The organism is Photorhabdus bodei (assembly GCF_003287735.1).
Taxonomy (GTDB): domain Bacteria; phylum Pseudomonadota; class Gammaproteobacteria; order Enterobacterales; family Enterobacteriaceae; genus Photorhabdus; species Photorhabdus kayaii.
The window spans coordinates 38,535-52,227 of sequence record NZ_NSCM01000035.1; the positions used below are offsets into that span (position 1 = coordinate 38,535).

At 54.7% G+C, this 13,693-nt stretch carries 11 protein-coding genes and 2 pseudogenes; all 13 read right to left on the bottom strand.

The genetic code is table 11. From position 1 onward, the window contains the following. Positions 1-98: 98 nt before the first annotated feature. Positions 99-311 (bottom strand): recombinase family protein, encoded by a 213-nt coding sequence (locus CKY02_RS16835; protein WP_238399210.1) that lies wholly within the window; start codon positions 309-311, stop codon positions 99-101. Between the two features lie 67 nt (positions 312-378). Then, on the bottom strand, positions 379-696 hold the full coding sequence (locus CKY02_RS16840) for a hypothetical protein (protein WP_112896187.1): 318 nt from the start codon (positions 694-696) through the stop codon (positions 379-381). A gap of 29 nt (positions 697-725) precedes the next feature. After that, entirely contained in the window at positions 726-2,135 is a 1,410-nt protein-coding gene (locus CKY02_RS16845; protein ID WP_238399209.1) for a VasL domain-containing protein, read from the bottom strand. A gap of 101 nt (positions 2,136-2,236) precedes the next feature. Further along, entirely contained in the window at positions 2,237-2,677 is a 441-nt protein-coding gene (tssE, locus tag CKY02_RS16850; RefSeq protein ID WP_112896188.1) for a type VI secretion system baseplate subunit TssE, read from the bottom strand. A gap of 4 nt (positions 2,678-2,681) precedes the next feature. Next, positions 2,682-3,221, bottom strand: coding sequence for a type VI secretion system lipoprotein TssJ (gene tssJ / locus CKY02_RS16855; protein ID WP_112896189.1), 540 nt, complete (start codon positions 3,219-3,221; stop codon positions 2,682-2,684). Continuing rightward, a pseudogene (gene tssG / locus CKY02_RS16860) lies at positions 3,199-4,289 on the bottom strand (type VI secretion system baseplate subunit TssG). Before tssG ends, tssJ begins: the two are co-directional and overlap by 23 nt. Continuing rightward, positions 4,253-6,028, bottom strand: coding sequence for a type VI secretion system baseplate subunit TssF (gene tssF, locus CKY02_RS16865; protein ID WP_112896190.1), 1,776 nt, complete (start codon positions 6,026-6,028; stop codon positions 4,253-4,255). Before tssF ends, tssG begins: the two are co-directional and overlap by 37 nt. A 96-nt stretch (positions 6,029-6,124) precedes the next feature. Next, positions 6,125-7,699, bottom strand: coding sequence for a type VI secretion system protein TssA (tssA, locus tag CKY02_RS16870; protein WP_112896191.1), 1,575 nt, complete (start codon positions 7,697-7,699; stop codon positions 6,125-6,127). After that, positions 7,684-10,902, bottom strand: coding sequence for an ImcF-related family protein (locus tag CKY02_RS16875; RefSeq protein ID WP_420899236.1), 3,219 nt, complete (start codon positions 10,900-10,902; stop codon positions 7,684-7,686). The genes tssA and CKY02_RS16875 overlap by 16 nt, the downstream gene beginning before the upstream one ends. Before the next feature lie 139 nt (positions 10,903-11,041). Next, positions 11,042-12,214 (bottom strand): hypothetical protein, encoded by a 1,173-nt coding sequence (locus CKY02_RS16880; protein ID WP_112896193.1) that lies wholly within the window; start codon positions 12,212-12,214, stop codon positions 11,042-11,044. Further along, on the bottom strand, positions 12,214-12,489 hold the full coding sequence (locus CKY02_RS16885) for a PAAR domain-containing protein (RefSeq protein WP_167405325.1): 276 nt from the start codon (positions 12,487-12,489) through the stop codon (positions 12,214-12,216). The genes CKY02_RS16880 and CKY02_RS16885 overlap by 1 nt, the downstream gene beginning before the upstream one ends. A 54-nt stretch (positions 12,490-12,543) precedes the next feature. Then, positions 12,544-13,296: a hypothetical protein gene (locus CKY02_RS16890; RefSeq protein ID WP_112896194.1), complete on the bottom strand. Its 753-nt coding sequence runs from the start codon at positions 13,294-13,296 to the stop codon at positions 12,544-12,546. Positions 13,297-13,500: 204 nt separating this feature from the next. Next, positions 13,501-13,693 (bottom strand): annotated as a pseudogene (locus tag CKY02_RS25315) (putative type VI secretion system effector); the annotation flags it as partial.

Sequence of the window (13,693 nt, forward strand, 5' to 3'; positions counted from 1 at the left end):
CGCCGTGTACTTTACCCGGCATCAGAACATACTGACGCAGTATGATGGTGTGGTTGGGGCTTATGGATCAGGAAATTGACCGGTTGTTACCTGAATGGTCACTGCATAACCGGGTCTGCCAGTTCGTTCTCCGCGCTGTTTTTTAGCAGAGATCCCTTCAGCCTGCCTTTCTCGAGAATTAATGCACGTTCAAACTGGCGGGATGGAGACATCATATGCAGTTGTGGCTCTTGCATAGGGGGGTTGTTAGCACTAAAAGTGAGCTGTTCCTTTAGGAATATCAGGGTAATGCCTTGCTGGCGTAAACGCATGGTCAAGGTACACATATCCATCATATTGCGGCATAACCGATCCACGTAGACTTTTTATGACAGTGACTTATGCGTATTGCATGTTCAATACACCACAGCCCCACAGCGTGACTAGGACCGCATACAAACAGACATGCAGGTGGTCAATCAGATGAAATGGTGTATCGAAATAGTCAGCGTGGTCACACTGGCAGGAGTGACAATAGTATGCCTGATGTGCATGTTTCGTCGGTTTTACGGCCCGTTTTTCCTGACTGCCTCTGAGATGATATTTATCGAGTTCCGCGACCAACTCACGCAACACCGGTTCACGCTGCCAGATTTGACACACCAAGGCATATTCCTTTGCATCCAGGTGAGAGAAAGCGTCAACAACATTGTTCATAGATAACCAAAATCCTTACAGTGAATTGATTAATGGATAGCAGGCTGCATGATCAGTGCATAACGATTGAGTAATTGATTGAAACGGATGTTAATTTGCTGACACAGTGCCGGGGAGACCGTGCCGCTTTTTTGTTGTTCGGCCAGTTGGCGCAACAATTCTTCCAATGGCGGCGTGCTCGCCAACGGTTGCTGAATGCCAAATACCCTCGATTTCAATTCAGACCCCGTGAGATAACGACCGCGTCTTTCATCCAGCTCATCAAGGCGGGCCGCTAATCTTTGCAGACGCGATTGAGCCAGGTGATAATTTTCCAGTTCAGAGACAGGTAACGCTGTGGCTTCACGTTGCTGTTGCCACTGTTTCTCCATCTCTTGCACCGTTTGGCTGGCCGGCCATAATGTTTGCAGTTGGTGTAATAGCTGCGTCCCGTACGTTAATCGCCACAACACAGGCAAGGTCTCCAAACTTGCCAGTTGCGACCGGCTGGCCGCCAGCGTTTTCTCCTGCAACTGATTCAGCAGCACGGCGTTGTCCGGGTGGCGCAACTCAGCAAGTTGCGCTGGGAGTAAGGTCCGCGGCAAAGGCTGCGCGGTCACTTGCAATGCCTGCGCCAGCGGCGGCGCTTGTCGCATCCCTTTCACCCACCAAACACCGGCCGCTGCCAGCGCGCACAACGCGACACCCGCGACAAAACCGTGCCAGACTTTCCCGCGGGACACAGGTAAAGCCCGGACACCATTGCCCTGAGGGGGGACACCAGAAACCGTTTCACGCACGACATATATCAGTTGCGGCCGGAGGGGGGCTGTGGGCGTCAAAATAGCATTCCCCCCAGGTTGTACGGAGGAGACCGAGACAACAGGCCTCATCCCCGTTTCCGGTTTCAGCCGCTCTAAGCGTTGAGCGCTGTTGTGAAGCCACACGCGGAGGCTGTCGAGTTGACTCACATATTTCAGTTCCCGACGTTGAAGCACTTCACACAGATGTTCAAGAACCTTTTCCACCGGGTAAATCAGCGGCAGGTCAATATAAGAGAAAACCGAGGTACGTAACACCTGTTGTAACCGTGCGACCAGCCAGGCCAATATCTCAACCCGTACACGTGTAGATTGCGGCCAGAATTGCGACCATTGATGAGCCACTAACCCCTCAATCAGGGCCAGCCCTTCATGAATACCCGCAAATCCGGCCCGTTGTGCCCGGGCCAATGTGTACCAGGCGGCACTTTGCAGTTCTACACCGTTAACCTGAAACAGTGTCAAACAAAGTTGTTCAACTTTAGCCCAGTCAATGTCGGGCCGTGCCGGATGGCTCAGTTTGCTCATTTCGTCTTTCAGCGCGCGGAATTCAGGCTGCGTACGGGGATTATCCCCGGTATAGACAATATTTTCAGTCATCACTTTATTTTCACCCAGATTTGTTGCTGAAATCAGCATGATTAACGCAGCGGGACAACATCAACGCATTCAACAGTCCGGGCGGCCCCCCCGGCCCGTTCCGATAACAGAAAGCGGCGGCAAGATAGCCCCACCGCAGATTAATCCCTCCGCCCTTGTTGGCGCAGATGGCGGACCAACACTTTCCCTTCCGGGACAAATTCCGTGCTAAAACGCACCCGCCCCACCTCTTTCAGTTCGGCGTTGATGTCATAACGCAAATGCGTCGGTTCAATCTCCGGCAATAACGTCACACTGACCTGCTTCAGGCGGGGCTCATAAGTCAGCAGCGTGTGTTCAATCGTCGCGATCAAGCGTTGTGACGATTCAGGCAACCCTTGCAGGATAGTGCTGAGATCAGGCAGGCCATAATCCGGCAGATGGCTCAGCGAACCCGCCCGGCCATTGAGGATACACTGCATATTATCCAGTACCGACAAAATCACCTGATTTTCCTCACTGATCTGATGCAAATCCAACCCGCCGCGAACGTTGCCGAACAGGCATTCATACAGGGAAGGCTTGTTGGTTTTCTTTTTCATCGACTTACTCCTTTTCAGGCAACAGAGTCAGTCCGCCGCCATTCAACTCAATGGTACGCGGCTTATCCGGTAACAGCGCCTGGCGCCTGATGATTAGGCGCCAGGTCGCCCCGGCTAAATCGGGATTTCTGAACAGACCCACCACCGCGACATATTTCGCCTGCGCCGCCATCGGCATATTGAGTGAAGCATGACTACCCGGTTTGACCACCACCTCCCGACTCGCCAGACAATCGGCAGCGAGTATACGGTCGCCGTTCTCCAGCAAATCCGCATAATCCGCTTTTTCCAGCGCCTGGTTATCCCGCAACTGATAAACCCGGACCAGCGTAGGGACGGACAGGGCAACACTTTCCCCGCTATCCGTGTTGACCGCTGCCCGGGGCGTAAAATCCAGCCGCATTGTTTTCACTTGTCGATGAAAAAGGGACTGTGTGGCGGATACCGTGCCATCGGCTACCGTCTGCGTCAGCCCGCAGCCGGTCAGCAGTAAGGTGATTGCCGCTATCATCGGCACCGTTTTATAAAAAGCGGTAGTGAACATGGTGTCCTCCGGTGTTTTGATGGCTGTCCGGCGATATTCCCTGATAATCTCCCAGACTCACCGTTATCTTGTCCGGGATTGCCGCCTGATTTTTTTCAGCCTGCAACCCCAGCACCCCGGTCAGCCCCAGCTGAACAGGCTTATCGCTGCCCAGCACCGGCACCGGTAATATTCGGGTCTGAAGGGTCAATTGCAGCCGGGCCCGGTACCGCCAGCCCAGATAAACGCGCAGCAACGTCAACAAATCAGTGTGTAACTGCCCGCCCGGCAGCCAGCCCCGCGCTTCCGCCGGGCAATCCGTGTGCAACGCCAGCAATAACTGGCTGTTGATATCCGTGCCGACTCTGCCCAGCACGGTACGTTGCGACAGGGAAATCGGCTGCGAGTCTGAAAAACCGGCCGGTTGCCGCAGATGGATCTGCCGCGGGCAGGCGGGCGTCACTACGACACGGGTCTGCGGCGCCAGCAACGTCACCAGCGCCGATACCCCTTCCGCCGTCCGGGTCGGCAGGCGCATCACACTGAGCAACGCCAGAAAACGGGACGCCGGCGTGGCAATCTGCTGCTGACTGCCCGGAATGCCTAAGCCAATGAGTCCCAGTAAACACTGCGATGTTGGGTCACTTCCCCCAGAGGCAAACGTCGCCGGGTAGGAATATTTACGCCAGATACGGTAATACTGGGTCAGTATCCGGTGGTTAAACATATCCAGAAAGGCCTCCACCGCTTCATGCCCTTCCCGGTGCTGCGCGATATCGTTCAGGTAAGCGGTCGGCAACGGGGAATCCACGCCGTACAGCCCCATAAACGTGGTTCTGACTGTCGGGGGGCGATCCGGGTATTCGCAGTCAGTTTCCATCGCTTTCAGCGCGCCGGCCGGGAACCCCATCCCCGGATGGGGCCGGAAACGTATCACATCATCGGCGGGATTATCCGTACTGCCCAGGGGGGCCGATCCGGGACCGCGCGCTCAACGGCCTGACAGAACTGATAGAAATTGAGCGTCGAAATATCGTCCTTTAGTCCGGACATTAACCGGGAATACACTGACTGTGCTTCTCTTGCCATGACAAGCGTTCTCCTGTGGGTTGTAAGACCAGCGTCAGCCGGTTGAACAGATGGATATCGGCGTACAAGGCAAAAAAGCGACTGAGCATTTCGCCGAACAGACAGATATCCCCGGTCCCGGTAAAGCCGTTGCTGTCCAGCGTGACTTCAATATGCACGCCCCGTTGCAGGCACCCCTGCTCAAACCGCTCGATAAGCGCATGTTTCACCGCCACAATGGCCGTCAGACGGCGATAGTTCATCTCGTCATCGGTCCAGTCATACAGGGCCAGCGTGCCGCGCAACACTTCCGGGTTATCCATCAAACTGAGGAAATTGGAGCCGAGATGACTGAGTACCCGCCAGTGAAAGCGATCCCGGTTTGGCGGATAACACGGCAATGTCGGTTCACACAGATTACGCACGGTCAGTTCCGCCAACGGGGGAGACACCGCCGTATCCAGCAGCGTCTCCTGCAATGCCCGACGAGGCAGTTGCCCATGAGTACCGGTCATCGTGAGTGACAGATTTTCTGCTTCACGCGATCCCTCATTATTATCAACCGCCTCCCCGCCCAGAATAAGCCAGGTGTCGTACAAACCCGACGGCCCCTGTTTCACCCGGGTATGGTAGTAACGCGCCGGGGCGTCATGGCGCAGCATACCGCCTTTGTGGCGAAAACTACTGAAGGGCACATACGACTGGTGATCACTGCGTTTCGAGGAGACTACCGCATCCACCGAATAAATCTCGGTATGCCCGTCCTGAAGGCGCATCGGGCGCAGCAAATACTCCGTTTTCAACGGTGACAGCGGCAACGGATCGGATTCCAGCGGGAACAGGTTAATCACCGGCACACAGTGCAAACGGATATGCGCCGCAGAAAACGGCCACTCCTGAGGCCAGCTTTCACCTAACACCGCATCCAGTTCAAACCACGGCGTCCTGTCGGGTATAGTCAGCTGTTCCAGCCCGTACAACGCGACAAACATAAATTTCTCACGGAAGGTAAAATACTCCAGCAGCAGCTGATAACCACTGAACGCGCTGTCTCCTGTCGGCCACAGCCTTTCCTTATCGCCAAATCCCAACGGGGAGAATCCCCCGTCAAACGGCTGGCGGTCGGGCTGACCGGGCAGACGCAGATACAGCTGTTGCGTCTGAAGCGTCAATGCCCGATGTAACGCGCAGGCCAGCGGGCTGTCCGCGCTCAGGTACAGCGGCAAACGACTCAAATCAACCTGGCGCCAGTCCGCCTGAGTGCCACAATCAAAACGCAGGCGAATGACAGCCCGGCCATCCGGCTCAGATTTAAGCGAAGCGTCAGTCAGCGCCAGCGGCAGCAACTGAACCGCCTGAGTGGTGGTATAGCGGCACCGGGTCTGTTGCGGGCCGATCGGCTGCGAAAGTACCTCGAAGCCTTTTTTCACCTGGACCGGATTTTTCAGCTGTTTCAACTGTGCCCAATCCGCGCCCAGTTCCACAATGGACAGGGAAGGGATGGCGCGCAGGTAATGCGGCCACAGTAAACTGACCAGCCCTTCCGTCAACTCCGGTAAGTCATCATCCAGCTTCTCGCGCAGGCGGCCCATCAGAAAGGCAAAGCCTTCAAACAGACGCTCCACATAGGGGTCACGGGTGCCGACTCTGTCCAGATTGAGCAGAGCCGCCCGGTCAGGGTAGGCTTTGGCAAACTCGTTGCCCGCTTCACGCAGGTAGCGCATTTCTGCCTCGTAATAGCGCAGGATTAAATCATCCATCGGATTGTCCTCAAATAAACAGTTCAGAATAAATACCTTGGGGAGGGTAAAACGGGTCGAACAGGGATAAGCTTGTCATGCCGTATTCCAGGGCCATCAGCCACACAACACCGCCGCCCTGACCGGATCAATCGCCACCAGTCCGGCCAGCAATGTCTCCCTGCGTTGTGCCGTCAGCGCCTTATCCTGTTCACTGCGTTGGGCTTTCATCCGCAGCAACTTAAGTTGCCGGGCTTTCACCTCAAACATCAGCGCTGGTTCCCACTCACTCAGACCCAACGGTTCGCCGGCGTCCAGCTCCGCAAGCAGATGCAACGCCATCTCATTTTTGCCGTACTGCTCCGCCACCCGCGCCATCAACAAGCGCTGGAGCCAGCGGGGACGCACCCCCATGATCCCCGGTAATTGCCCCAGCCAACGCAACGCGGCCTCAATACCTTCACTGTCCGCCAGTTGTAACGCCTCCGCTTCCCGCGCCAGGAGGTCATTCTCACCCTGGGCCGGCGGGGCGTCCGGTAACCCGAGGTCCTGGGCCGCCATCACGTCCCGCGCTATCCACTGACCGGTCACCTCATCGGCAAACGGTGTTCCGTCGTTATAGGCCAAATTCTCCAGCCCCGGCAGGCGCCCAAGCAGGATGCTCAGATCCTGTTTCACAATATCCGCCCAACTTTCATCAGGATGGTCCAATTTGCTTAATGCCTGACAGAGATACCACTGTAAATCGAGCCAAAAGTGGTTAACCCCTTCCGCAAACATCCGATCGACCTGCGCCAACAACTCACGCCAACTTTGTTGCCGGTAGAGCCGTTTCAGCTGCGCCCGGTATTCCGTACGAGGCGGTGCCAAACGGGTCAGTCCGGTGGTATCCTGTGGCGGTAACTGATGGACGGTGTCCCAGCGCAGACTTTTCATCAGGCGATGACTGGATAACCACCCGCGCGGTTGATCACGCAGATAACGCGCCAGTTCTCGCGCCTGTTCCAGCAAATCACGCCCGGACTGCACGGGCCGCACGCCGGGTGACGGCCCGTCACCGTTCGCCGACGCGGTCTGTGCGATAGTTTGCGGCACCACGGCGTCAACACCGCCCGATTGGGCCAGACGGGTTTCCAGGGGGCCCGCCAGCCCGGCGAGGGTGGGACGAGCCGCCGCGTCCCAGTCGGCAAACACGTGTTCCAGTAACGCCAGCGCGGCCAGCACGCGTTCAAAATCGGCGCGATTCACTTCCGGGTAGCGGGATAAACTGGCCTGAACTTTGCCCCCGGTCAGCCACGCCAGCGCCGCCTGACGGCGGCCTGCCCGATGGGGTAGCAGGGTTTCGCCAAAACGGTCCGCCAGCGCGGCTAACAACGTCAACCCCTCAGCCAGACCGTTTTCACCCTCCTGATGCAGACGCGCCCAGACGTAATAGGTTGCCACGCGAACATCTTTGCAGTAGGTCATCAGCAGTTTTTCCGCCAATTGACAGATAAGGGCCGTATCAATGCCACTGAGTTTATTGACCTCCTCACGCATGCGCTGAAAATCATCGTGATGAACCGGATCCTCTCCGGTCGGCGCCTCCGCGCTAATGGGCAACAACCACGTCGTCCACCGTTCGGTCTGCTCTCGGGCGAGGGTCAACACATCACGCTCACCCAGACAGGTTGTTATCAATCGTTGCAACATGATCCCTCCGTCAGGTCATCGTCATCGACCGCCGACATTTTCGTGTCATCCCCCGGCGTCACCACAAAGATCTCTTTCGGCAACGTAAATCCCCGCAGTTTCAGCAACGCCAGCGGTCCGCCGCCCATTTCCGTGCGTAATATCCAGGTCACCGGTAAACCGTCCGGCATAGTGAATGTCAGCCGGTAACGGCTTTCATCCCACTTTTCCGCTTTCGCCTGTGCCAGCCAGCGAATGAGCCCCCAGGTTCCCGGATAATCACCGAACAGCCTCGCCCCGGCATTGACACTGGTCCAGGTCAGCATCACCCCCGGTTTATACGTCTCTCCCGGCCAGCGAAAACGCTGCCAGCTTTCCATCTGGTTGAAGTAACGCAATTTCTGCCCGTCTATCGTCAGGTCGGTTTCCACCACATCCCGCGCCGCGCGCGCGCGCAGTTCAAACCGCAGTCCCTGACTGCCGTCCGCAAACAGCACATCCGATAACTGACCGAGCTGATTCACTGCCCTGAGGAAACGCGGGTTAACCTGCAATCCCTGACCGTTCACCTTGTCCTGTACCCAACGGTTGCCCGCTTTATGCAGCACCCCGCCTAACTGGCGCGTCAAAAACTGCTCAATGCGCCCGGTGTCCGGGCGGATAAACTGCCCCAGCATCGGCAATGAAATGTCACTCTGCCCGCCGGCAAACGGGTAGCGACCGGCAAAGGCGCTATTCCAGTTAGCCACTATTGCTGTCTGCCACTGTTCATTTAAACTTGCCGCTGCCGGTTTCAGTATTCCCTGCCATGCCTGATTTAACGGCTGTACGAACATCGTCTGACCGAAACCGCGCCACTGGGCTCCCAAACCGGCCGCCATCAGATTGCCGTAGCCTTGCGTCTCCGTCAGGTCGGTGCTTTTGCCCTGAAACACCGTCTGCGCCAGCCTGCCCACCCTCTCCGAGGGGTCGTCACTGTTGTCCATCTGTTGCAGTTTCAGCCGCACCTGCGTGACACGGGTCAGGAAGGTTTGCAGGTTGAGGTTGCTGTCCGCCGTTATGACATCCGATGCCTTATTTTTCCCCATCAACGCCAGTAACGGACCGAAAGTGCTGTCCATCGGTCCGTTTACTTCGCCAGCCTGTTGGTTAATCACCGGCACCGCCGTTTTATTCAGCAACGTCTTCGCGGATTTCACCCATGCATCCGATAACGCCGGCCCCTGCCGGCCGGTCTGCCCCTGATACGCCACCGTGTTCATCAACGCTATCAGCGGGGACTGGCGCACATCCGTCATCAGGGTTAACTGGTCTGTCACCCCGGCCAGATTACGCGCTTTGTTCCAGCGCAGGCTGTTGAGAAAATCCTGCCAGGCCCCGGCAAAATCGGTAAAGTAACGCGCGGTCAGGCGGGCTTTCAGCTCCGCCGGTGAGACGGCTGCCGGGACGGCCTGACGGTTATCACTCAATACCCAGTCAATCGCTTCCTTGCGTGAAGCCACCGCGTTATCAATCGCTTTCTGTATCTGCCCTTCCCACGCCTGACGGGTAAACATTCCCGGCACCACGCGTGTCGTGGTAAACAACCGTTCCGCCTCGGTGTCGCCGGTCATTTGCCTTAAGGTCAGGTCGGCATAATCCTGCTCCACCGATTGCAGCATCTGCTGGTAGAGCGTGGCTTCCGCATTGTGCCGCCCCATCTGTTCCAGCAATATCCGGCGCGCCTGACTGACCAACGCCGTGTCCGGCGTAATCCGCCATTCCGGATGGGCGGGCAGATTCTCCGCATAAAAATCCCACAAATCCGGGGCCGCGCTCAACCACACGCCGGGGGCAATACCGGCCCGGGCCGGCTCATTTTCACTGAGGACGCGGGTTAAAAACGCGGCCTCCGCTCTCTGTGGGTAGGCCATCATCAGATACGCTTTAAGCTGGTTGTGCGCGGCTTTTGCCCGGCGGGCCCGTTGCGGGCTACCCGGGGGCAGATTCACCAGGGCGCTCAATTTTTGGCGCAGTATCGCCGCCGCCTTATCCCGTATCAGCCGGTTATTCATCTGGGTGTAGTACGGCAACACCGCCGTCAACAGCGGCTGATTTTGATTCAAACCGAAACGCTGATACCAGGGGGCACCGTGTTCGGCCCGGTACTGCAACCGGCCCAGTTCATTACGCAGCGCCTTAAACGCCATCAACTGGGCGTCGGACGCCTCAGGACGGGCTTGCAAATCAGTCACCGCCGCGTTGATCTCCGCTATCTGGTCGCGGTTGGTAAAAAAAGAAAGCACACTGCCCGCGCCCCACAATAAGGCCAGGGCCATCAGGCCGTGATAAACGTTGCGCTTCTGGATCCAGCCGACCCGTCTGCCGTGCCGGTGCCGACTGTCAGCTAATACCCCCTGCCAGGCGGCATCGGGCAGCCAGCTTTGCGGTCCTGCATCCGGGGTCGCCGCTAGCGGCAGACTGAACATCAGGCCACGCAACGACACGACCTGAGCGTACTCCGCCAGCCACGGCGTTAACATCTTGCGCCAGTGGGCAATGCCTGTTTTCTCCAGCGTGGAGGCCAGCCGATACAAAAAATCATGGGCATTCTCGGGCAACAGTTGCTGCATCCCCCGCTTGCGTATCGGGTCAATCAACTGGCGTAGCTGGGTCTCCACCATCTCGGGGGTACAGCGTTCAGGCAAAAAGCACCCCACCGCCTGAGTCACCCGCCCTTCCTGTGACCAGAGACTGTGACACACCTGCCACAAATAGACCGGTGCCTGCCAGTGCAACTGTTGGGCCTGTTTCTGCAACATCCGCAATGCCTTATCCACCCAGACCGGTTGGGCGCTTTGTTGTTCGGTCAATGCCCAGACGATACCGTTGAGCGGACGGAAACGGCGCAAGCGACGCAGGGCCGCCAGTTGCGCGGCATCGGGTTCAGTGTGTAAACTACCGCCCCACAGCAGGAGCGTACGATGGCCCTCCAGCCAGTGTTGCGTCGTCAACCCCGGTACAATCGCTTCCACAAGCGCCTTTTTACCTGTCACCAGTAAAATTCGCACTTTAAAACGCCAGAAATAACCATAGCGCCGACGAGCACGGCTTTTCAGCGCCCAAAAATAAGATGGCTCTTCAGAGGAAAGTGCTTTTCCTCTGAAGGCATTGGGCACTTTCTGTGGGGGTGTCCCCTGTTTGACGTCACGAATCAGGTTCAACAACCAGATGACGCCCACCATACTGACTATCCAGACAACTATCTTGAGCGCCGGCGTATTTAATCCTAACTGATCCCCTCGGAGATATAGCAGCCCGCCTGACACCAGTGCTATCAGCGGGGTTATCAACCCCACCCCCAGATTACGGGTAATAAACGCTTTAGACATAGGAATTTCCTGATGTTATCGCCGGGTTTACTGGGGAGACCGTCCCCAGTTGTAACGTAGCATGCTGAGAAAGCAGAAAAAGCTGAGGGACATGTTGATATTCCGCCATTCTCATAGCGAGCGTCAGGGTAAACCAGTCGGTAAAATCCCCTGATTTCCCCAGCCAGTGGCTCACACACTGGTGATCCGGCATGACCGGTGCTGTCGTCACCTCTGGTGATAACAAAGATGTCAACACTTGATTCAGCTGGATAAGTAAGCGATCTTTTATGGCGGGATCAACATCGTTGTCCCACAGTGTCCCCGCCGCGACAGCCGGGCATTGATAATGCAGAAACCGGGCGATATCCCGCTGAGCATCATCAGGCGTTGTCGTCATTGTACGATGCAAACAACATTTTGCCGGCAGCTTAGAAGACGATGCTGTTAATAACCAGGCTACTGCGCCATCACTGGCCCTGCTACGCTCATCAGGACTTTCCCACGACCATGTGATTATCAGCATCAGATCCTGGCTTTCCGTCACCAGCCAGTCATTGAGTTGACTGGCATAATCCGGTTTCAGCACAACAGGGCCTTGTAACTGCGACAACGAAAACCCCAGCTTTTGCCAAACCTGGCAGAATTGATGCCAAACGGTCTCTGCGACCGGTAAAGGGAAATAGAGAGTCAACTGACGGCGAGTAACATGTTTCAGCAAACTCTGGCGCATCGGTCCTAACACCTCTTCAAACAAGCGGGTATACCCCGGAAAAGGCGGTAAGACCAGGGCACTATCGCCATTGACTAACACCGCACTGTCCGCCGGTGACGGGACTTCAGGCGGAAAAATCGCATGATAATCCACGACCTTCATGCCTTGTGAAGCCCACGCTTGCCAATACGCTTCCTGCCAGGCATTTTCCTGCGTCAGTAGCTCCGCCTGCTCCAATTCCACGCCGTAACGAAAAAACTGCCAACCGGCTATCAACCCGAACACCATCGCGGCTCCTACCACCGCAACCACGGCGTAGAACACGCTACGGGGATCTTCAAACATGTACCAAAAACCACTGGCGGCCACCACCACGACAAAACAGATCAGACTGAACAGCCGCCACCAGAGTGACCAGTTCAACGACGCTGGCCGGTGCACAACATGCGGTTCCGGAATTTCCCAGGTCATCACGCTTCCCCTCCGGTACCCATTTTCGATGTGCTGGAAATGACATAACAACCGCATTGACAAAGGGCTTTATCAAAAGCGACCAGCTTGCCATCAGAGATAAATTGGGCATTGGCTTTGACAATACGGTTAATACCATGCCCTTCCAGCGGACAACTGACTACATCATGCAATAACGCGGCGCTTTTACCGTCAATTTCTATTGAGGAAGAAGCGGAAATCACTTCACCGCCGCTGCTGAGCTTATCACCCAGGCGAATAATGCCTTCAAACATAATAGCTCCGGTATAATTAAGGATAAATTTTTCACATCTCAAGAGCAGCAATAACTACTGTTTATCACCCTGATTATTTGACGCCGCCAGCGACAGCGTATTAACGACTTTTTCCAGCTCTGCTCTATCAATAAATTTCGTTGAACACACTATGTCGATTTTTCCCTTTAACTTAACGGAAACAATTACTTTATTTTTACGTTGTTCAACCTGTTCAATACATCCATAAGGCAAAAAAATCGTTTTACTAAAAGTGGTCGGGGTTAACAAAAAGCCGTTCTCTTTCTCGGCAAAGAAATAACGATCTTTTATTTTACGATATGAGACATAATGCATCACCGCCATCGTGATACACGTACTACTTAAACCTTTAATCAAGAGTAAAATAGCCCCCCCGCTCCAAATTAACGCTTTGTATCGATACTCGTCCCGTAAAAAACAAACCGCGCTATCTGGGACGGTATTATTATTTTCACACTCAGCAAATGAAGAAAGTGCCACGCGTTGAATAGACAATAAACACCCAATAAAATAAACCACCCCCAACGGAAAGACACAAGACACGATAAAAGAACTGATTTTTGCATACTTTGGCATTTTGATAATAATAAATAAATTAACAATTTGCAGGAAAATGAAAACCTGTAGCACTTTATCCACGATAAATAACTTATCAACCACACTTTGTAATTGATAAGAGAGATCATCATAACTGGCATAAAGCGCCCTGGTCGCCACCAGTGAAGCCAAACATATTAATACATTAATGGTAAAACCGACGAAAACCATTTTATAGATCTGTTTCATAAAAAAACCTCAATTTACACAAAATTACCTATCACTCGAATAGTATTAGATAACACTTTACCTTCGATAATTCGTTGCTGATTTTTTCAAAGTTTCGCTGCGATTCCGGGTCAATCAATTGGGTTGATTTCATAATTTCAACCAATCTGATCAAAGAAATAATACCTTTAAACATAACAGTTTCTTACCCGGTAATTACTTGAGTCAGTAATAGTAATAATAGCTTACGAAACAAGCTCTATCTGGCAATACTCTATCACTGTCTTTACCGGGTTCCCTCTCAGGGGAATTAGCCTTAATTTCCTTAAGCCTCTTTTTTGTTAATCGTCTAAGATTAACCTCTGTAGGGTCAGGGAAACCTAATGCAGTGAAAATCTCTTCAGCCAACCTAATCGAG

Bases quoted from the DNA above. Each gene is read 5' to 3' on its own strand.
- CKY02_RS16835 (WP_238399210.1), bottom strand. From the start codon at position 311: ATGCGTTTACGCCAGCAAGGCATTACCCTGATATTCCTAAAGGAACAG.
- CKY02_RS16840 (WP_112896187.1), bottom strand. From the start codon at position 696: ATGAACAATGTTGTTGACGCTTTCTCTCACCTGGATGCAAAGGAATAT.
- CKY02_RS16845 (WP_238399209.1), bottom strand. From the start codon at position 2,135: ATGCTGATTTCAGCAACAAATCTGGGTGAAAATAAAGTGATGACTGAA.
- tssE (WP_112896188.1), bottom strand. From the start codon at position 2,677: ATGAAAAAGAAAACCAACAAGCCTTCCCTGTATGAATGCCTGTTCGGC.
- tssJ (WP_112896189.1), bottom strand. From the start codon at position 3,221: ATGTTCACTACCGCTTTTTATAAAACGGTGCCGATGATAGCGGCAATC.
- tssF (WP_112896190.1), bottom strand. From the start codon at position 6,028: ATGGATGATTTAATCCTGCGCTATTACGAGGCAGAAATGCGCTACCTG.
- tssA (WP_112896191.1), bottom strand. From the start codon at position 7,699: ATGTTGCAACGATTGATAACAACCTGTCTGGGTGAGCGTGATGTGTTG.
- CKY02_RS16875 (WP_420899236.1), bottom strand. From the start codon at position 10,902: ATGGTGGGCGTCATCTGGTTGTTGAACCTGATTCGTGACGTCAAACAG.
- CKY02_RS16880 (WP_112896193.1), bottom strand. From the start codon at position 12,214: ATGACCTGGGAAATTCCGGAACCGCATGTTGTGCACCGGCCAGCGTCG.
- CKY02_RS16885 (WP_167405325.1), bottom strand. From the start codon at position 12,489: ATGTTTGAAGGCATTATTCGCCTGGGTGATAAGCTCAGCAGCGGCGGT.
- CKY02_RS16890 (WP_112896194.1), bottom strand. From the start codon at position 13,296: ATGAAACAGATCTATAAAATGGTTTTCGTCGGTTTTACCATTAATGTA.